Annotated in this window: 19 protein-coding genes and 1 pseudogene; 15 read left to right on the forward strand and 5 right to left on the reverse strand. The window is 58.3% G+C overall.

Going from position 1 to position 19,270, the window contains the following annotated elements; all coding sequences use genetic code 11:
* Positions 1 to 61: 61 nt before the first annotated feature.
* Both BMH52_RS16230 and BMH52_RS16235 read left to right on the forward strand, forming a co-directional pair.
* Entirely contained in the window at positions 62 to 733 is a 672-nt protein-coding gene (locus BMH52_RS16230) for a response regulator (RefSeq protein ID WP_014717358.1), read from the forward strand.
* On the forward strand, positions 726 to 2,111 hold the full coding sequence (locus BMH52_RS16235) for a sensor histidine kinase (RefSeq protein WP_072434348.1): 1,386 nt from the start codon (positions 726 to 728) through the stop codon (positions 2,109 to 2,111). Before BMH52_RS16230 ends, BMH52_RS16235 begins: the two co-directional genes overlap by 8 nt.
* Here the strand turns inward: BMH52_RS16235 and BMH52_RS16240 are convergent, their stop codons facing one another.
* Both BMH52_RS16240 and BMH52_RS16245 read right to left on the reverse strand, forming a co-directional pair.
* On the reverse strand, positions 2,112 to 2,933 hold the full coding sequence (locus tag BMH52_RS16240; RefSeq protein ID WP_014717360.1) for an HDOD domain-containing protein: 822 nt from the start codon (positions 2,931 to 2,933) through the stop codon (positions 2,112 to 2,114).
* Positions 2,934 to 2,969: 36 nt separating this feature from the next.
* The gene (locus BMH52_RS16245; protein ID WP_020301027.1) at positions 2,970 to 3,911 is read right to left on the reverse strand and encodes a folate-binding protein YgfZ; all 942 of its coding nucleotides are present in this window, start codon (positions 3,909 to 3,911) and stop codon (positions 2,970 to 2,972) included.
* Between the two features lie 139 nt (positions 3,912 to 4,050).
* On the opposite strand from BMH52_RS16245, the gene BMH52_RS16250 reads away from it, so the two are divergent.
* Together BMH52_RS16250 and BMH52_RS16255 are read left to right on the forward strand one after the other, a co-directional pair.
* Complete coding sequence (locus BMH52_RS16250) at positions 4,051 to 4,305, forward strand: succinate dehydrogenase assembly factor 2 (protein WP_014717362.1); 255 nt, start codon at positions 4,051 to 4,053, stop codon at positions 4,303 to 4,305.
* Positions 4,289 to 4,735, forward strand: a complete 447-nt coding sequence (locus BMH52_RS16255; protein ID WP_003189446.1) for a protein YgfX — start codon at positions 4,289 to 4,291, stop codon at positions 4,733 to 4,735. Before BMH52_RS16250 ends, BMH52_RS16255 begins: the two co-directional genes overlap by 17 nt.
* Here BMH52_RS16255 and BMH52_RS28530 read toward each other — a convergent pair.
* A pseudogene (locus BMH52_RS28530) lies at positions 4,704 to 4,895 on the reverse strand (L-aspartate oxidase); the annotation flags it as partial. The gene BMH52_RS16255 and the pseudogene BMH52_RS28530 sit on opposite strands and share 32 nt — an antisense overlap.
* Before the next feature lie 43 nt (positions 4,896 to 4,938).
* Here BMH52_RS28530 and BMH52_RS16265 point away from each other — a divergent pair.
* The 6 genes from BMH52_RS16265 (at position 4,939) to BMH52_RS16290 (ending at position 10,635) form a co-directional block, all read left to right on the forward strand.
* Positions 4,939 to 6,381: a tyrosine-type recombinase/integrase gene (locus BMH52_RS16265; protein ID WP_046784946.1), complete on the forward strand. Its 1,443-nt coding sequence runs from the start codon at positions 4,939 to 4,941 to the stop codon at positions 6,379 to 6,381.
* 79 nt (positions 6,382 to 6,460) lie between these two features.
* Positions 6,461 to 7,075: a hypothetical protein gene (locus BMH52_RS16270; protein ID WP_046784947.1), complete on the forward strand. Its 615-nt coding sequence runs from the start codon at positions 6,461 to 6,463 to the stop codon at positions 7,073 to 7,075.
* A gap of 749 nt (positions 7,076 to 7,824) precedes the next feature.
* Positions 7,825 to 8,568 (forward strand): hypothetical protein, encoded by a 744-nt coding sequence (locus tag BMH52_RS16275; protein ID WP_046784948.1) that lies wholly within the window; start codon positions 7,825 to 7,827, stop codon positions 8,566 to 8,568.
* A gap of 2 nt (positions 8,569 to 8,570) precedes the next feature.
* Entirely contained in the window at positions 8,571 to 8,870 is a 300-nt protein-coding gene (locus BMH52_RS16280) for a hypothetical protein (RefSeq protein WP_020301032.1), read from the forward strand.
* Between the two features lie 187 nt (positions 8,871 to 9,057).
* Positions 9,058 to 9,474, forward strand: coding sequence for a hypothetical protein (locus BMH52_RS16285; RefSeq protein WP_020301033.1), 417 nt, complete (start codon positions 9,058 to 9,060; stop codon positions 9,472 to 9,474).
* Positions 9,475 to 9,579: 105 nt separating this feature from the next.
* Positions 9,580 to 10,635, forward strand: coding sequence for a hypothetical protein (locus BMH52_RS16290; RefSeq protein WP_020301034.1), 1,056 nt, complete (start codon positions 9,580 to 9,582; stop codon positions 10,633 to 10,635).
* 614 nt (positions 10,636 to 11,249) lie between these two features.
* Here BMH52_RS16290 and nadB read toward each other — a convergent pair.
* A complete protein-coding gene (nadB, locus tag BMH52_RS16295) occupies positions 11,250 to 12,857 on the reverse strand; it encodes an L-aspartate oxidase (protein WP_020301035.1) in 1,608 nt (535 codons plus the stop codon).
* A 460-nt stretch (positions 12,858 to 13,317) separates the two neighbouring features.
* Here nadB and rpoE point away from each other — a divergent pair, with 460 nt between their 5' ends.
* The 4 genes from rpoE (at position 13,318) to BMH52_RS16315 (ending at position 17,165) form a co-directional block, all read left to right on the forward strand.
* Entirely contained in the window at positions 13,318 to 13,899 is a 582-nt protein-coding gene (gene rpoE / locus BMH52_RS16300) for an RNA polymerase sigma factor RpoE (protein WP_003172477.1), read from the forward strand.
* A gap of 32 nt (positions 13,900 to 13,931) precedes the next feature.
* The gene (locus BMH52_RS16305) at positions 13,932 to 14,519 is read left to right on the forward strand and encodes a sigma-E factor negative regulatory protein (protein WP_003189451.1); all 588 of its coding nucleotides are present in this window, start codon (positions 13,932 to 13,934) and stop codon (positions 14,517 to 14,519) included.
* Between the two features lie 16 nt (positions 14,520 to 14,535).
* Positions 14,536 to 15,495, forward strand: coding sequence for a MucB/RseB C-terminal domain-containing protein (locus BMH52_RS16310; protein ID WP_072434351.1), 960 nt, complete (start codon positions 14,536 to 14,538; stop codon positions 15,493 to 15,495).
* Positions 15,496 to 15,728: 233 nt separating this feature from the next.
* Positions 15,729 to 17,165, forward strand: a complete 1,437-nt coding sequence (locus tag BMH52_RS16315; RefSeq protein WP_014717365.1) for a DegQ family serine endoprotease — start codon at positions 15,729 to 15,731, stop codon at positions 17,163 to 17,165.
* A gap of 68 nt (positions 17,166 to 17,233) precedes the next feature.
* On the opposite strand, the gene BMH52_RS16320 is transcribed toward BMH52_RS16315, so the two are convergent.
* The gene (locus BMH52_RS16320) at positions 17,234 to 18,667 is read right to left on the reverse strand and encodes a M48 family metalloprotease (protein WP_003189458.1); all 1,434 of its coding nucleotides are present in this window, start codon (positions 18,665 to 18,667) and stop codon (positions 17,234 to 17,236) included.
* 95 nt (positions 18,668 to 18,762) lie between these two features.
* Between BMH52_RS16320 and BMH52_RS16325 the strand changes: the two genes are divergently transcribed.
* Positions 18,763 to 19,002 carry a sulfurtransferase TusA family protein gene (locus tag BMH52_RS16325; RefSeq protein ID WP_057701166.1) on the forward strand — a complete coding sequence of 80 codons (240 nt, stop codon included), beginning with the start codon at positions 18,763 to 18,765 and terminating at the stop codon, positions 19,000 to 19,002.
* Positions 19,003 to 19,270 lie beyond the last annotated feature (268 nt).

Raw genomic sequence — 19,270 nt, forward strand, 5'->3', positions numbered from 1 at the left:
TGCGGCTGTAAACTGCCGGGCAAAGCGTGGCGCCGACCACCCCTGAATGAGGTAGAAATCCATGCGTGTCCTCCTGGTTGAAGACCATCTGCAGCTCGCCGAAAGTGTCGCCCAAGCGCTCAAGAGCATGGGTTTGACCGTTGATGTGTTGCATGACGGCGTGGCGGCGGACCTGGCCTTGAGCAGCGAGGAATACGCCGCGGTGATCCTGGACGTTGGGCTGCCGCGCCTGGATGGTTTCGAGGTGCTCGCGCGTTTGCGGGCACGTGGAAAAAATCTGCCGGTGCTGATGCTGACTGCTCGCAGTGATGTAAAAGACCGCGTGCACGGCCTGAACCTGGGCGCCGATGACTACCTGGCTAAACCGTTTGAACTCACGGAACTCGAAGCACGGGTCAAGGCACTGTTGCGGCGCAGCGTGTTGGGCGGCGAGCGTCAGCAAACCTGCGGTGTGCTGGTGTACGACCTCGACACTCGGCGCTTCACGGTCGCAGGCGAGCTGATGACCTTGACCTCCCGAGAACAAGCGGTGCTCGAAGCCTTGATCGCCCGGCCGGGGCGCGTGATGAGCAAGGAACAATTGGCTTCCCAGGTATTCGGCCTGGACGAGGAGGCCAGCCCCGACGCCATCGAAATCTACGTGCATCGCCTGCGCAAGAAGCTCGATGGCCAACCCATCGCCATCGTCACCTTCCGCGGCCTTGGCTATTTGCTGGAAGCCCGTGATGCATAAGCCCAGCAGCCTGCGCTGGCGCTTGCTGTGCAACCTTGCGTTATTGCTGGTGTTGTTGATGCTCGCCAGCGGCATGAGCGCTTATTGGAACGGTCGCGAAGCCGCCGACACCGCTTATGACCGCACGCTGCTGGCCTCGGCACGCACCATTGCCGCCGGTTTGACCCAGGTGGACGGCACCCTCAGCGCCAATGTGCCCTATGTGGCCCTGGACACCTTTGCCTACGACAGTGCCGGGCGCATTTATTACCAGGTCAATGATATTGATCAGAAACTGATTTCCGGTTACGAAAACCTGCCCGGCCCGCCGCCCGGCACGCCCCGCACCGACGATTACCCGGCCTTGGCGCGGTTCTACAACGCCATGTATTTGGGCCAGCCTGTGCGCGTGGTGAGCCTGCTCAAGGCCGTCTCGGAACCGAACATGAACGGCATGGCCGAAATTCGTGTTGCGGAGACCGACGAAGCCCGGGTGGCCATGGCCCGCAGCCTGATGGCCGACACCTTGTTGCGCCTGGGCATGCTCGCCATCGGTGCGTTATTGCTGGTGTGGTTCGCGGTGAGCGCCGCGCTGCGCCCGCTGGAACGCCTGCGTACAGCGGTGGAAGAGCGCCAGCCTGATGATCTGCGGCCCCTGCCCTTGGTGGAAGTTCAGGATGAGTTCGGCCCACTGGTGCGCTCGCTCAACCATTTCACCGAACGTCTGCGCGGGCAGTTCGAGCGCCAGGCGCAGTTTATTGCCGACGCTGCCCACGAGCTGCGCACGCCCCTAGCGGCGCTTAAGGCCAGGCTGGAACTGGGCCTGCGTGCCGAAGAACCGGCCACCTGGCGCAGCACCCTGGAAACGGCCGCCCAGGGCACCGACCGCCTGACGCACCTGGCGAATCAATTGTTGTCCCTGGCCCGCATCGAAAACGGTGCCCGCGCCATTGCCGAAGGCGGTGCGCAACTGCTCGATTTGAGCCAATTGGCCCGTGAGCTCGGTATGGCCATGGCGCCGCTGGCCCACGCGCGGGGCGTGGCCCTGGCGCTGGAGGCCGACGAGCCGGTATGGCTGCGCGGCGAACCGACGCTGTTGAATGAGCTGCTGAGTAACCTGGTGGATAACGCCTTGGCCCATACCCCGCCCGGCGGCAATGTGATTCTGCGCGTGACGGCCCCGGCGGTGCTGGAGGTGGAGGATGACGGCCCCGGCATCCCGCTGGATGAGCGGGACCGGGTATTCGAGCGCTTTTATCGACGCAGCCAGCAGGGCATGGGGTCGGGCTTGGGGCTGGCGATTGTCGGGGAGATTTGCCGTGCGCACCTGGCGCAGATCAGCCTGCATGATGGCGAGCTGGCGGGGCTTAAGGTGCGCGTGAGTTTTATCGCGGGTTGATCAGTAAAACATCGAGCGCGCTTCGTCCAGTTCGCTGCGCAGGGCGTCGCTGTGCAGGTCTATGCGTAACTTCGTGATGGCCGGCAATGTGGCAATCGGCGCGGTCCCCAGGGGATGGTCGGTGCCGCGGTGGCAGTACAGAGCGGCGACCTGCACCAGGTCGACGTAGTCCAGGCTTGCAGAGTCGCGTGTCAGGTCCAGGTATTGGCCTGGCACGTTCACCAGCATCTCGGGAAAGTCCCAGACCCGCAGCAGCTTGTCGCCCAGCACCGGGTGGATGCTGTCGATGACGTGGTTGAGGCTGACGGGGTCGGCCAGCAGCTCATAGTGATCCTCGGCATAGGTGAGGATCGGCAGCACGCCGATCTGATGCACCAGGCCACCCAGGGCCGCCTGGTCTGGCTTGAGGTGGCTGTGGCGACGGCACAAGGCGTAGCTCACGCCCGCCACCTCCAGGCTGCGGCGCCATACGTCGCGCATTTTCTGTTCGACCACCTCGGAGCGGGCGTGAAAGATCTGCTCCATCACCAGGCCGATGGCCAGGTTGCTGCTGTAGTTGGTACCAAGCCGGGTGATGGCGGTGTGCAGGTCGGTGACTTCCTGGCTGGCCCGTAGCAACGGGCTGTTGACCACTTTGATCAGGCGCGCCGACAGGGCCGTGTCACGACTGATCACTTTGCTCAGGTGGCTGATGCTGATGTCCGGGTCTTCGGCGGCCTGGCGAATTTTCAGGGCCACCTCCGGCAATGTCGGCAGAACCAGGTCATCGTTGTCGATGGCCGTTACCAACGCTTGTTGGACTTTTTCCGCCAGCTTGTTCATTCATGCTCTCTAGGGTGCTGCAAAAAAGTACGGCGATTAACGCTGGATCTCGCGATCACGGTCCAGTTGGTAGGGCAGGTCAAGCAGGTGCAAGCCCGGGCCCTCCAAGGTGCCCAAGCGCACGTCGCCACTGTCGGCAGCTTCGGCTTGCAGCACAGCGAGAAGTTCAATCGACTGGTCAGCTTTTGCCGCGATGACCACTTCGCCGATTGCGCTGTTATGGCTGGGGGAAAACAGCGGCGTGCCTGGCTCGGGAAGTTCGTCGGCCTCCAGGCTCAGGCGATACAGGCGCCGCTTGAGTTTGCCCAGGTACTGCATGCGCGCGACGATTTCCTGGCCGGTGTAGCAGCCTTTCTTGAAGCTGACGCCACCCACGGCCTGCAGGTTGAGCATCTGCGGGATGAACAACTCGCGCGTCTGGGGCATCACCTGGCCGATACCGGCACGGATCTGACCAAGCAGCCAGGCATTCAATTGAGCTTGTTGCAACTGCGCGGCCAATTGGCTGCGCACGGCGCCGGCGTGTTCGGCAGGTACCCAAAGTTCGGCACGGCCCGGGGAAACGCGGACGGCGATCAATGCTTCGTTGCGCGCCACGCTATCGGTCTCGACCGGCAGCGCGAGGCCCAGGGCGCTCAGGGCCGCGTCTGCGTTCGCCAGGCCGAAGCGCGCCCAGGCAGCGCTTTCGTCGGTGAGCTTGGATTTGGAGAACACCGCGTACTTTTTCAAATCTGCCAGCTGCGGTTCAAGCAACTCGGTGGCCATGGCCAGGAGTACGCCATCACCCTGCAGCAGGATGCGGAAGCTCGACTGCATCCGGCCTTTTTGCGTGCAGCGCGCGCCCAGGCTGGCCTGGGTTTCACTCAGGTAATTAAGGTTGCAGGTCAGTTGGCCCTGCAGGAACTTGGCAGCATCAGAGCCGCGGACGGCGAGAACGCCTTCGTGGGACAGGGAGCAGAAAAAAGCGGAGTCAGCCATGGGTCATCGCAGGTCAAAAAGTCATGGGTGCATCATAGAGGGGCGTCCGGCAAATGCATAGTTTCGTCGCGGTCGACCAAAGCCGACTGTTCCGGTGTCGCCTGGGCTGTATACTTGCGCTCTATTTTAGGAGGGCTCCATGGTCGAAGATGTAGAAATCAATCGCCTCTACTGGCACAGCCGTCGCGGCATGCTGGAGCTGGATGTGTTGCTGGTGCCTTTCACCAAAGAGGTGTACGCGACGCTCAATCAGGTGGACCGCGACCTCTACGTCAGGTTGCTTACGTGCGAAGACCAGGACATGTTTGGCTGGTTCATGGAGCGCGCCGAATCCGAAGACCCGGAGCTGCAGCGCATGGTTCGGATGATCCTGGACCGTGTCCAGCCCAAGTAATCGTTTCGAATGCCGCTGGCAGGCCTCGCGGCTGTTGCTGGCGGCCTATGTGCTTGCCCAACTGATCGCGCTGGGCAGCCTGCTGGTTCTAAACCTGCCTTACTCAAGCCTGGGCATCCTGTTATGCCTGGCTCATTGTGCCTGGGTGTTACCGCGGCAAATTCTGCTCACTCACCGTTCGTCGATTCGTGGCCTGCGCCGTGACGACGATGGCTGGCAATTATGGAGCGCCGCACGCGGGTGGCACCCTGTGCAACTGCGGCCCGACAGCCTGGCGTTGCCGCTGATCGTGGTGTTGCGTTACCGGGCGCAGGGTGAACGGCGAGTGCGGTCCATCTGCGTGCCAAGGGATGCACAGGCCGCCGATGTGCACCGGCGCCTGCGGGTACGCCTGAAGTTCAGCCGGCGTAGGTGGTTGGCACCAGGATAGTGTCCCGGGCTTCGGGCAGCATCTGTGGATAGTCGAGGGTGTAATGCAAGCCGCGGCTTTCCTTGCGCTCCATGGCCGACCGGATCATCAGCTCGGCCACTTGGGCCAGGTTGCGCAATTCGATCAGGTCGCGGCTGACCTTATAGTTGCTGTAGAACTCGACCCTGTGAGGCTAAACCCAATGGATACAGGGGTTTCAGCCGATGACCGTCAACCACCGCTCCCAAAGTGGGACAAACCTGTTACAAACTGCGCTCGCCAAGCCATACCACTATCGCCGGTCTGGTCGCTATTACCTTCGCCTTCGCCCGCAAGGAACCGTTAAGGGCTTCTTCACGCTGTCACTCAGGACCACCGACAAGGCCACCGCAATGACCATCTCAGACGACATCCTTTCGACCCTCAAGGCCTACCACTTGGACAACCCAGAGGCGTCATGGGATGAACTGCGCGCGCGCCTGACTGACTTCGCTGAGTACAACTTGACGATGGCACACGGTGACAGCTCACTGGTCGCTTACGAGATGATCAACGATGAGCATCACTTGGCGTTGCGTAAGGCGTCCGCAACGTTGCCTCTGAGTGTGAATCAGCAGCGGGCAGTCAGTAAGGCCCTTGAGATCCTTGAGGCCTCTCAGGAGCGTATGCGGGGCCGTTCAGGGAAGCTGGTCGAGATCGTTAAGGACCTCAACGATGAACCTTGTGGCACGCCTGAAGCCCTCTTTCTCTCCCAATCTGTAAATGCTTCTCCGGGTCTGACCTTTAAGTCTCTCTCTGCGCTCTACATGGAGGAACGCAAGGACAGCATTCAGGCCAGCACCATGCGGGACGTGAAGTCATCGTGTGAGGCCATCGGTGCGGTCCTTGGTGACTTGGACATGAAGAGCCACACACGGGAGGACATGAAGGGCCTCAGGGAAAAGCTCCTTGAGGCCCGTAAGCCTTCGACAGTTAAGAAGCTGCTGACCCGGCTATCAACGGTCATGGATTGGGCTGTGAACAATGGCTACCTCGATAAGAGTTTCGATAAGGGCCTGAAGCCAACTAAAGGAGCTGACAGCTCCCGTGAGGCGCTCTCTCAGGATCAGGTAAAGGCCCTGATGGCTCACGCTAAGTCGCTTCCAGTGGACGCTTGGCAGCGCTGGGCGTTGTCCCTTGGAGTGATCACTGGGACCCGTATTGAGGAACTCAGGCAGTTGACCAAGGCTGACGTTAAGCAGGTCGGGACTGTGTGGGTCATCGACATCAATAGGAACGATGGCAAGACAGCCAAGACCAAGAATGCTCTACGTGTCGTACCGCTGACTGACGGGGCCTATGGCTTCGACCTTAAGGCGTTCCTTGAGTTTGTCAGGAAGGCCGACTCTCGGCTGTTCACCTTGGGCGCTGGTCAGTTCTCGAACCTGCTTAATGGTGCGTTACGGGATGTCTTGAGCTTGAACGCTGATCGGACCCAGACTTTCCACTCATTGCGTCACTCACTGGCCGGTGCCTTGAAGGCCGCTGAGGTGCCTGTGGGAACCGCTGAGTCCATCTTGGGTCACGCTTCAGGGTCTATCAGTTATGACCTGTACGGGGCTGGGAGTGCCGTTGAGGTGGGCCGTATGGCGGACGCTCTGGTGAAAGCTTTGAAGCTGGTAAGCTAAGGCTGCATCTATGCTGGTCGCCAACGAGCGCTTAGTATGCGGACATCATGGAACATTAACTAAGTAACGGAGCTGTCAATTGAACAATGGACGTTTCTTCAGTGGCCTCGCTCTTTGTGCAGTGCTTCAAGTCTTTGCGGCTCATGCGCTGGGGCAGGAAAAACTATGGGTCACCACAGATCGTACTGATCGACACACTTGCCCATCTACAGAGTGTGGGGTCGCAGGCCGTCTTATGTTCAGGGAAGGCGTTGACATCTTAGAGCGTAAAGGTCAGTGGGTGCGTATTACTAAAACCTATTCTGCATCCTGTACTGGCGGCGTCAGCGAGTACATTAAGTCTGGAAATAAAGCCTGTACGGCCGTTAATGGCATCAAGGACGGGAAGTTTGCTGAATGGGTTCAGAGCAAAGATTTTAGCCGAGATCGCCCTAAGGACCCTTCAGAGGATGCAAGTGGAGATTACTCTCTCGTAAAAGGTTCAGACGATTATAGGATTTATAAGGACCCATTTGCTAAAGCAGCGCGGGCATTGATAGATGACGGCACTTGTACTGAGGATGACTTCAAGGAAATTGGTGGCTGGATGGCCTCAACGAATCGTGGCGAAGGTGTGTACTTCACTTATTGCGGCGGTATGAAAGTCAACAATAAGGTCTACCTTGATGTCACTTCAGGGAAGACCAGCCGTTAGGTTCGATAAGGACATGCGAGCGGTTGTGAGTCCTGACGTGTTAGCTACACGTTCGTCGAAGATTTAAAAACCCTCACCCAAAGAGGGACAGGCTAAATCAGCGTTGCTTTCCTTTCAAGATGCCGCAAGGTCACCTCAAAGGTGGCCCTCTGCGGGCAAGGCGTGTACGTCCAGTGATCAACGTTACCTCTTTCAGGTAGACCAATGTCCAAGACACCACGACCACCAAGCGCAGCCCTAACGGGATCTGCGGGGCCAGCATCAGGTCCACTGTAGCGATTCTGTCTGCGCACTTCGTGTGAATAGACCCTTGATAGGTTTGGGCCTCCTATCTCTGATCGCACAGTATAAAGGGGCCTTTTAACTTAAAGATCTCTACAAGATGACTCTAAGATTAAGTTTTATTAGTTTAGTTCTATAAATAATAAAAACTTAAAGAGAATGCTCTTAGAGTTACCTTAAGGTCGATCATTAAGATCTTGGGTCTACCTTCGATGTCGTGGTTGTAGAAGTGTGACCGTAGCGGCTCGTTGGTGCTCCAGTATGACCAGATTAAAAACCCTCACAAGAACAGGGACAGACCGCTAAGCTAATCGGTCGCTCTGAATTCCTCTACGCCCGTCGCTGGGCTTTTATCAACGTCAAGTCTTTCTGAATGCTTCTTGAGCCATAGTCGATGCCCGTAGTGGGGCCTTGACGGTCGGCCTGTGGGAGCGAACTCAGGGGGCATTCAAAAGGAGTCCACTACTATGCTGGCCAACACCAATAACCAAACTGATCTGCTGCCTATCGTGATTGAGGGGCAGACCTTCAAGCCGAACGAAGATGGAATGTGGAATCTCAACGAGATCGCCAAGACTCTGAATGTTCGGGAACCGGGTCAGTGGCGTAATGCTGTTCAAGCTGCCCTGATCAAAGATGCAAATTTGCATGTCTCCCACGGTAACGGGACCCTTGCAACAGAAGAGGGCGCAATTGCATACGCCATGTGGGTTTCAACCGACTTTTACCTGATGGTCATTCGTGCGTTCATCGCCATGCGTAACAGTGCCGTCCGTGAGCTGCGCCATAAAGATGCCCTTCTGGACGCAAACATGCCCAAGGCTACGACTCTCGACATGAAGGCTCGCGGCGCGGGTCTGACATGGACCGAGGCTTGCCGTGTGGCTGGTATTCAACAGCCTCGACTTGCTCTTGAATTTCTCGCAAAGGGGGCGATGTTCGTTCACGTCTGTGACGATTTTGGTAGCCGTACTGGTCAGATCCGACCAAAGCAGCAAGGTTTCTCATCAGGCGCCTTTGTGGCGATCTCATCGGACTTCGGCAACCGTGAAGGCTGGAGGGTCAAACCCCGTGGCCTTGACTGGTTGCGTGCAAATACTGAGACCATCAACGTCGGCGTAGCTGAAGCCAAGGCCGCTCAGGCCAAAGCTAAGAAGGCCACTCAGGCATCCCGTGTGGATCGCTGGGGCCGTGCATGCAAGGAGGCATAGCTATGAGCAGTTCCTTCCTCGACCAGCTCAATGCCCTGTGCGTCACCCCCGCGTCCCGCGTGAAGTTGCTGACCCTCCGAGGCATCTGGCGTGATCGACGTGCCCGTAACAGCTTCTATTGCGAGTCATCATGCGGGGTCCATTTGGATTCCCTACTGGCCCACCTCGAAGCCAATCACCCCGGTCTGAGCGCCTTCGTTAAGTCGATCATCGGGTCACCATCGCTCCACATCGACGCGGTACTCCGTGCACGCTTAAAGGTCCCTTTAGGGAAAGCTCAACGCATCATCCATCTACTGTAACGCCGTCCGCCATCGGCACCAAGATCACACCCCGCCAAGTTACAGACCCGTGATCGCACCAACCCAAACCCAGAAGATATTGATCATGTCCTTGAGAGGTCCGTGCGGCTACTCCTTGCCATCTGGTCACGTTGCCTCTATGCGGCAGGGCCATGAATCAATGTCTCGAATTTAGGAGACACCTACCATGCAATTGAACATTCAAAACGTAACGCCCGAAACTGTTGAAGTCCAAGGCCAGAGCGTGACCCGTACCTTCGCTGAAGGCGTGATGCTGTCTGGGCTGATCGCTGGTGCAGGTAAGAATGATTCGGCCCGTGAGGCCATCGTTAAGCAATACCTTGACGCTGGTCTGATCGCTGATGCGTTCCCCGCTGTGGTCCGAGCAGTTCGTGCTCGTGAGGCCCATTCAGCAGCCGAGCGTGAGCGCCAGTTAGCTGAGTCTCGTGCCCATGCTGAGCGCGTTGCTTCCTATGCGACCCCTACGGCCCTTGAGGTCGCCCGTCGCCGTGCCAAGCGTGAGGCCCGCGAAGCTGAATACCGTGCACGTGGTGCTGCTATCCGTGCCGCTAATGGCCGGTCCTCATGGTCCTCGTGGGAATGACTCACGGGCAACCTACTGACTCACACCGTCTTGCCTCCGGTGGCGCTGGCTCTTGTTGGCGTCCCGTTGAACCCCTTCAAGTAAACTTTCAGGAGATACTCAATCATGCCTACTCGTAAACAGAACGCTTTCAAATCCGCCGACCACCGCGAGAACACTGACCGTTACAGCGCACCGACTGCCTATGAGCAGGCCGTGTGGGGCAATGGTGGTAACCTTCAGTTCAACACCCAGGCATCCACAAGCGCCCCATGCAGTGACGGCAGCGTCGCCGCTGAAGGTATCGTTGCGGTCCTTGACGACTTCTTTAATGGTGGCGAATGGCACCAGAACGCCGTTGATGCTATCCCGTGTGAGTTTCGACCTAAGGGCACTGAGCCGACCCCTGTGCAACTGGTCAACATGGTCGACCGCAACGTCGAGTTCGACCCACGTAAGTCGATCTACGACACCTCGACCATTACAAAGGGTGAAGCTGTTGCCGGTGACGTGATCTTTACGGAGCCCACTGATACCGCCGCGTTCTTCTCGCACCGTATGACTCTGTTAGATGCTCATGTGGTGGCAGGTTTCACCAGCAACTCCATCGGCCAAATGCTGGATAAGGCCATGCAGGACTTTGAGAAAGCGTGCGGCTCTACCATCGTGGACATTCTCCTGAAGTCCCCAAGTGTCGAGGTCAAGGAAGTCACCATTGCTGGCACTGGACCACGTGATCGTGCTGAGGATTGGATTGACCAACTAACACTGAGCATCAACCACTCAGTGGGCAACTCCCTGAGTGACTTCGTGCTGCTGATGCACATGACCGAACAGGCAATCCTTGAGCGTGCTGCCCAGCGTGCAGGCGTAGATGATATTGAGGACCTGTTGGGCTGCCGTACCCAGTTCTATTCGGATGGCAACCGTGGCGTCTTCATGCTCCCTAAAGGCTTCGCCTCCCTGTCGTTCCGTGAAGGTAACGACGGTGATGTGTGGTCAATCCTCGCCAGCCGTAACGCCTCGGTACAGGGCTGGGACATCGAAATCACCGGTATCGCTGACGTAATGGCTCAGGCCAAGGTCAAGCTGAAGCTGGCAAACCCAGCGGACCCTACTGAGAAACTTCAGGTCGAGACCGTAGACTTTCCGCTGATCACCCGTGTGGTCGTCAAGCCGTAACACCCGCTGTATCCATGAGGTCCGTAATGGGCCTCATGGGCGAGCTGTTTAGTTGCTATGCTTGGGCATCGACCATGTTACGGCAAGGCCAGCCATGAGTTTTACTCTCTGTTATACCTACAAGGACAAACGGGTGGTTACGAAGATACAAGTCGATCACCTGACCCCATATGCAGCCGTTTGCTTTGCCCTGCTCCAGTCAGGGGCCACCAACGACTCAAGTGGTGGAGGCTGGCCTAAATCCTATGAGGGCATCCTTGAGATTGCCACTCAATACGGTCTCACAAACCTGACGGTTCACCGATCCCTTAACTCTTAGGACAACTTCATGGACACGTTTAGCGCGGCCTACGGGCCTGCGTTGGTGTTCATGTGGCCTTCTGGCTGTATGGGTGCCTCAAGAGCACCTCATGAGGATCTGGCACAAAAATCTGAGTGACCACCTGTAACTACTAACCTGCGCGCTTACCCCCATAGGCCCTCGCATGCTCGCTCAGGCGCACGATAAGGACCCTTGCGGGCAGGTGATAAGGACCTCAGCGTTGGGACAAATGTGCGCCAAAGCTGTTACAAACTGGGGCCCCATGGTGCTACGCTATGGCTCCTAACGTGCCTCATTTGTCGGGTGTAAGGATCGTATCCTTCGCCTCTGGCAGCAGCTCTGGATAGTCCAACGTGTAGTGCAGACCCCGAGATTCCTTACGTTTCATGGCAGACCTGATCATCAGTTCCGCTACTTGAGCAAGGTTCCTCAATTCAATCAGGTCTCTGCTTACGCGATAGTTGCTGTAGAACTCGTCGATCTCATCCAGCAGCAAGCGCACCCGATGTTGCGCCCTTTGCAGGCGCTTGTTGGTGCGCACGATGCCCACATAGTCCCACATGAAGCGTCGCAGCTCGTCCCAGTTGTGAGCGATGATCACGTCTTCGTCCGAATCAGTGACCTGGCTCGCATCCCAGCGGGGCAGGGCGGCTGGTACCGGGATGCGCGGCAGTTGCTCAAGAATGTCCGCTGCCGCCGAGCGGGCATACACGAAGCATTCGAGCAATGAATTGCTGGCCATGCGGTTGGCGCCGTGCAGGCCAGTGAAGCTGGTTTCGCCGATGGCATACAGGCCCGGCACGTCGGTGCGGCCATGCTGATCGACCATCACGCCACCGCAGGTGTAGTGCGCGGCCGGCACCACGGGGATCGGGCCCTTGGTGATGTCGATATTGAAGGTCAGGCAGCGTTCGTAGACGGTCGGGAAGTGGGTCTTGATGAAGGCTTCGGGCTTGTGGCTGATGTCCAGATACACGCAGTCGATACCCAGGCGCTTCATTTCGTGGTCGATGGCGCGGGCGACGATATCGCGTGGTGCCAGCTCGGCGCGTGGGTCGAAGCGCTGCATGAAGCGTTCGCCATTGGGCAGCTTCAAATGTGCGCCTTCGCCGCGCAGGGCTTCGGTGATCAAAAAGCTCTTGGCCTGCGGGTGATACAGGCACGTGGGGTGGAATTGGTTGAACTCCAGGTTGGCGACCCGGCAGCCCGAGCGCCAGGCCATCGCAATGCCGTCGCCGCAGGCACCGTCGGGGTTGCTGGTATAGAGGTAGACCTTGGCGGCGCCGCCCGAGGCGAGAATGGTGAAGCGTGCGCCATAGGTATCGACTTCACCGCTGGTGCGGTTCAGTACGTAGGCGCCCAGGCAGCGTTCGCCCGGCAGGCCCAGGCGTTTTTCGGTGATCAGGTCGACGGCGACGCGCTGCTCTAGCAATTGGATGTTGGGGCGTTGGCGGGCCTGATCGAGCAGGGTCTTGAAAATCGCGGCCCCGGTGGCATCGGCAGCGTGAATGATTCGGCGATGGCTGTGGCCGCCTTCGCGGGTCAGGTGGAACTCAAAGCCACCGTCGTCGCTGCCGGCATGTTCATCGCGGGTGAAGGGCACACCTTGGTCGATCAACCATTGGATGGCTTCCCGGCTGTGCTCGACGGTGAAGCGCACGGCGTCTTCGTTGCACAGGCCACCGCCGGCGTTAAGGGTGTCTTCGACGTGGGATTGCACGGTGTCTGTGTCGTCCAGCACCGCAGCCACGCCGCCCTGGGCCCAGAAGGTCGAGCCGTTGGCCAGGTCGCCTTTGCTCAAAACCGCTATACGCAAATGGCTGGGCAGGGTCAGGGCCAGGCTCAAGCCGGCGGCGCCGCTGCCGATGACGAGGACATCGTGTTGAAACTGTTGGCTCATTTGACGGATTCCGCAAAAAGCGATCCAAAGGGGGGCGCAAACAGGACGCCTGGATCGGCGAATCAAAGGGTCACACGGGCCACTAGTATATAGAGGGGTGGAGCGGCACAATAGCCACGCCTTCGTGGCATTGTGAGATTATGCTGCGCAGCGTTGGGAAACGGCCGGTTGGCGGGACGGGAACTTTTTGCATAAGCCCCGACTCAATAGCAGGTTGCCCGAAAGCTGGGAAAACGTTGAGTTTATTGGCCCGTCGGGAGCATTGGACGCGTCACGAAACCGGCGACAAGATTATTCGCGCAGCCGGCACCGACCGTGCTGCGTTTTTCGTGTGTGCCAAATCAGTGCATGCCGGAAACTTGCTTGAAGGGGGAGAACTTTTGCGAAAAGCCCGAGTCTATGTTTGCAAGCCTGATCGTTTAGTTATGCAAGCCTCCTTCAAGTACAACGAGGAGTGTTCATGCTAACCCAGGAAGAGGATCAGCAGCTGGTCGAGCGCGTACAGCGCGGTGATAAGCGAGCATTTGATCTGCTAGTGCTGAAATACCAGCACAAAATTCTCGGGTTGATCGTGCGGTTTGTGCACGACACCCATGAAGCGCAGGACGTTGCACAGGAAGCCTTTATCAAGGCTTACCGTGCACTTGGAAATTTCCGCGGTGACAGTGCGTTTTATACGTGGCTGTACCGCATCGCCATTAACACGGCGAAAAACTATCTGGTGTCACGCGGTCGCCGCCCACCAGACAGTGATGTCAGTTCAGAAGATGCAGAATTTTACGATGGTGATCACGGCCTCAAAGATCTCGAGTCGCCGGAGCGTGCATTGCTGCGCGACGAGATCGAAGGCACCGTTCATCGCACTATTCAGCAACTGCCAGAAGATTTGCGTACGGCGTTAACTTTACGTGAATTCGATGGTCTGAGTTACGAAGACATTGCGAGCGTCATGCAATGTCCGGTGGGGACTGTGAGGTCACGGATTTTCCGGGCCCGAGAAGCCATCGACAAAGCCTTGCAACCGTTGTTGCAGGAAAACTAAAGACAGCGGCGACAGCCAAGAGAGGAACCGCCATGAGTCGTGATGCCCTGCAGGAATCGCTGTCCGCAGTGATGGATAACGAAGCGGATGAACTGGAACTTCGTCGAGTGCTCAACGCATTTGATGACGCCGAAACCCGTGATACCTGGTCTCGTTACCAAGTCGCTCGGGCGGTGATGCACAAGGATCTCCTAATCCCTCGTCTGGATATTGCTGCGGCCGTTTCTGCTGCACTGGCGGATGAAGCCGTTCCGGCAAAAGCCTCGCGTGGTCCATGGCGTAGCCTGGGGCGTCTGGCAGTGGCCGCCTCGGTGACCGTTGCTGTGTTGGCAGGCGTTCGCCTGTACAACCAGGACGAGATCGCAGGCAACGAGCTGGCCCAGCAGACTCAGCAGCCGGTCATGGCCGGTCCGCAAGTCAAAGGCCCGGCCGTGCTGGCTGGCTACAAGGAAAGCACCGATACCACCGGCCCTATGGCCAATGGTGTACTTCAGGGGCAATCCGGCTGGCAAGATCAGCGCCTTCCAGGCTACCTGCGTCAACATGCGCAGGAATCGGCCGCCAAAGGCACTGAAAGCGCTCTGCCATACGCTCGCGCAGCAAGCCAGGAAAACCGCTGATTCGCTAAGGAGCCCTATGCGCGCCATACCGCTCCTTGCGCTTTTGCTCAGTAGTTGGTTTGCACTATCCGCCCATGCCGATGAAGCCCAAGACTGGCTGACTCGACTTGGGCGTGCAGAGCAGCAGCAAAGCTTCGAAGGTACGTTTGTCTACGAACGTAACGGCAGTTTTTCAACCCATGACATCTGGCACCGCGTCCAGGATGGTCATGTCCGTGAACGATTGTTGCAACTTGACGGCTCCGCCCAAGAAGCGGTCAGGGTTGATGGTCGGGCACAATGTGTCAGTGGCACGTTGGTTGCCGGTCTCGGTCATTCGCCTGAGGCACCCTCGCGTATTCTTGATCCAAAAAAACTCACTTCATTCTATGATCTGGCCGTCATTGGCAAATCCCGTGTGGCCGGTCGTAATGCGGTGATTGTGTCGATCAGCCCGCGTGACCCCTACCGTTATGGGTTTGAATTACACTTGGACCGTGAAACTGCGCTGCCGCTCAAGTCCTTGCTGCTAAATGACCAGGGGCAGTTGCTGGAGCGTTTTCAGTTCACCCACCTGGATACTTCGGCCACTCCTTCTGAGCAGAGCTTGCAGCCCGGCAGCGACTGTTCGCCGGTAACAATGTCCGCCGCTAAATCTCCTGACATGTCTGCCACGCAAAAGTGGCATCTGGACTGGCTACCGCCTGGTTTCCAACAGATCAGCAGCGCTACGCGCAAAGATCCCCAAACGAAATCTACCGTCGACAGCCTGATGTATGACGATGGGCTCGCGCGTTTTTCGGTGTTTCTTGAGTCAGCCAACGGCGCTGATGTAAATGAAACCCGCGCTCAGCTTGGGCCGACCGTGGCAGTATCCCGGCGATTGAATACGGTGGATGGCGAAATGATGGTTACGGTGGTGGGCGAAATTCCCATCGGCACAGCTGAACGTATCGCGTTGTCGGTGCGTGGTGAAAAAGCCGCCGCCAAGCCCTGAGATTGTTAATCTTATGTTCATCCTGGTCTATCAATCTGGGCCCGAATTTCGTTGGGTGCTGGGCGTATGAAATCTCTGGACAGCATTTTCACTTGCAAAAACTTCCCATGTTTTTTATAGGTCAGGGTTTGATGGCTCTGGCCTTGTTTGTTCGCGGAGCAAAAATGCCACTCGCAGTATCCGGCGTTTATTGAACCCTGTCGCTTAACCCTGCTCGTCGTAACGGGAGCTGTATGTCGATACCACGTTTGAAGTCTTACTTATCCATAGTCGCCACAGTGCTGGTGCTGGGTCAGGCCTTACCTGCGCAAGCGGTCGAGCTGCCTGATTTCACCCAGCTGGTGGAGCAGGCCTCGCCTGCCGTGGTGAACATCAGTACCACCCAGAAGCTGCCGGATCGCAAAGTCTCGAACCAGCAGATGCCCGACCTGGAAGGCTTGCCGCCCATGTTGCGCGAGTTCTTTGAGCGCGGGATGCCCCAACCTCGCTCTCCCCGTGGCGGCGGTGGTCAGCGCGAAGCCCAGTCCCTGGGCTCCGGCTTCATCATTTCGCCTGACGGCTACATCCTCACTAACAACCATGTGATTGCCGATGCCGACGAGATTCTCGTGCGCCTGGCCGACCGCAGTGAACTCAAGGCCAAGCTGATTGGCACCGATCCACGTTCCGACGTGGCTTTGCTCAAAATCGATGGCAAGGATTTGCCGGTGCTTAAGCTGGGCAAGTCTCAGGACCTGAAAGCCGGTCAGTGGGTGGTCGCGATCGGTTCACCGTTCGGCTTTGACCACACCGTTACCCAAGGCATCGTCAGTGCCATCGGTCGCAGCCTGCCAAACGAGAACTACGTACCGTTCATCCAGACCGACGTGCCGATCAACCCGGGTAACTCCGGTGGCCCGCTGTTCAACCTGGCCGGCGAAGTGGTGGGGATCAACTCGCAGATCTACACCCGCTCCGGTGGCTTCATGGGCGTGTCCTTCGCGATCCCGATCGATGTGGCCATGGACGTCTCCAATCAGCTCAAAAGCGGCGGCAAGGTCAGCCGCGGCTGGTTGGGCGTGGTAATCCAGGAAGTGAACAAGGACCTGGCTGAGTCCTTCGGTCTCGACAAGCCGGCCGGTGCTCTGGTTGCGCAGATTCAGGACAATGGCCCTGCGGCCAAAGGCGGCCTGAAAGTGGGCGATGTAATCCTGAGCATGAACGGCCAGCCGATCATCATGTCGGCAGACTTGCCTCATTTGGTCGGCGCGCTCAAGGCCGGCGGCAAAGCCAAGCTGGAAGTGATTCGTGACGGCAAGCGCCAGAACGTCGAACTGACCGTTGGGGCAATTCCGGAAGAAGGCGCGACCCTGGACGCCCTGGGCAACGCCAAGCCAGGTGCCGAGCGCAGCAGCAACCGCCTGGGTATCGCCGTGGTTGAACTGACCGCCGAACAGAAGAAAACCTTCGACCTGCAAAGCGGTGTCGTGATCAAGGAAGTTCAGGACGGCCCAGCCGCCTTGATCGGCCTGCAACCGGGTGACGTGATCACCCACTTGAACAACCAGGCAATCGATACCACCAAGGAGTTCGCCGACATCGCCAAGGCGTTGCCGAAGAATCGCTCGGTGTCGATGCGCGTCCTGCGTCAAGGCCGTGCCAGCTTCATCACCTTCAAGCTGGCTGAGTAATCCGCTAGACCTATAAAAAAGCCCCGCTGCCGGTTAACGGCAGCGGGGCTTTTTTGTGGGCGGCGGGTTCAGCTCATCATGCCTTTCACCAGGCGCTCCTGTTCGATCAGCTCACGCTGACGGGCGTCGATGCGCGAGGACAGCGGGAAGTTATTGCCAGCACGCCGCTTGGCAAAGTCCAACTGCTGGATGGCTTGCTGGAAATCCCCCACCAATGCGAAATATTCAGCGCGAGCCTGATGCAGGCCAATAATGTTGCCGGACAAACCGCGTGTTTCAGCAACCTGATACCACACGTCCGGATCGTCCGGCCGCGACTTGAGTAGCCCGTCCAGCGCCTTTTCTGCATCGGCGGTACGGTTCTGTTTAAGCAACAGATCTACCCGCACCTGGTTCAATGGATAGTTGCTGGGGTACTGGGTGAGCATGCGGTCGGTACGTTGCTGCGCATCCGGCATGCGGTTGCTGGTGATGTCCAGTTCGATTTGGGCCAGGTTGTAGGTGATGTCGTTAGGCGCCTTGGCCAGCAACGGCGCCAGGCTTTCCCGCGCTTCCTTGAGTTGAGTACCCTTGATCTGGGCGATGGCCAGGCCATAACGCGCTACATCATTTTTAGGGTTTTCATCCAGCTGTGCCTGGAAGCGCTTGGCGGCCAGACCTGGCGTGTCTTCGTATTTGAGCTGCACCCGTGCGCGAATCAATTGATAGCGCAGGCTGTCTTCCTTGCCGCCAGGTTTGGCTTGTTCGGCGCGGTTGCGGGTGTCGGCGATACGCGATTCGGTTACCGGGTGAGTCAGCAGGAATTCCGGCGGCTTGGCGTCGAAGCGGTATTGGCGCATCAGCCGTTCGAACATGGTGGGCATGGAGCGCGGGTCGTAGCCGGCTTTCTCCAGGTTGAGAATACCGATGCGGTCGGCCTCTTGCTCGTTCTGGCGGGAGAAGCGGCGCTGTTCCTGGATCGCGGCGGCTTGTGAGCCGGCAATCGCGGCGATACCGGCATCACCGGCACCCGCAGCAGCGGCGATAATGCCCCCAAGCAGGGCGGCCATCATCGGCAGTTGCATGCGTGATTGCGCTTCCACGCCTCGGGCGAAGTGGCGCTGGGACAAGTGTGCCAGTTCGTGGGCCAGTACCGACGCGTATTCACCTTCGGTCTGTGCATTGAGAAACAGGCCGCCGTTGACCCCGACGATCCCACCGGGAGCCGCAAAGGCGTTGAGCTGTGGGCTGTTGATCAGGATGAATTCCAGGCGCCGGTCATTGACCTGGCTGGTCTCCACCAGCTTGTACACGCTGGTTTCAACGTAATCCTTGAGTTGCGGGTCGTTGAGTTGCGAAACCTGGCCGCGCAGGTAGGCCAGCCAGGCGCGGCCCAGTTGGTATTCCTGTTGCGGCGAGACAATGGCAGAACTGGCATCACCAAGTGACGGCAGGTCGTCAGCGAAGGCCGGGGAGGCCAGCAGGCAGGCCAGCGTCAGCAGGGTAGGGCGCAAAAAAGTCATGCACAAAGCCTTTCGACAAAGAGCTTACTGTAGCCGGACACTGAGCCTGGGACCAGATATTCTAAGCAGCCCGAATGTTTGCCTGGAGTAACACTATGACCGACGCCGTCGCCTTTGACGCCGAACTTGATGCTAGCGGTCTGAACTGCCCGTTGCCCTTGCTCAAGGCCAAGCTGGAACTCAATCGATTGGCCAGCGGGGCCGTGCTTAAAGTGATCGCCACCGATGCAGGCTCCCAGCGCGATTTCCGCACTTTTGCCAAGCTGGCGGGCCATACGCTGGTCCAGGAAGAAGAGGCCGCTGGCGTGTACCGTTATTGGTTGCGCAAGGCCTGAAGGCCTTACGAGGCAAGGTATCTACACAACTTCGGTACCAAGCTGACCCTGTGGCGAGGGAGCTTGCTCCCGTGACGACCTGACGGCCGATGCTTGTCTACCTGACCCACCACGATCCAAATGTGGGAGCTGGCTTGCCTGCGAAGACGGCCTGACAGCCGACACCTATCTACCTGACACCCTGCGATCAAACTGTGGGAGCGGGCTTGCTCGCGAAGGCGGCCTGACAGGCGACACAGTTGGATTGGGTATATATCCATTGCTGCGG

It is taken from the genome of Pseudomonas sp. BTN1 (assembly GCF_001907715.1).
GTDB classification, from domain to species: Bacteria; Pseudomonadota; Gammaproteobacteria; order Pseudomonadales; family Pseudomonadaceae; genus Aquipseudomonas; species Aquipseudomonas paracarnis.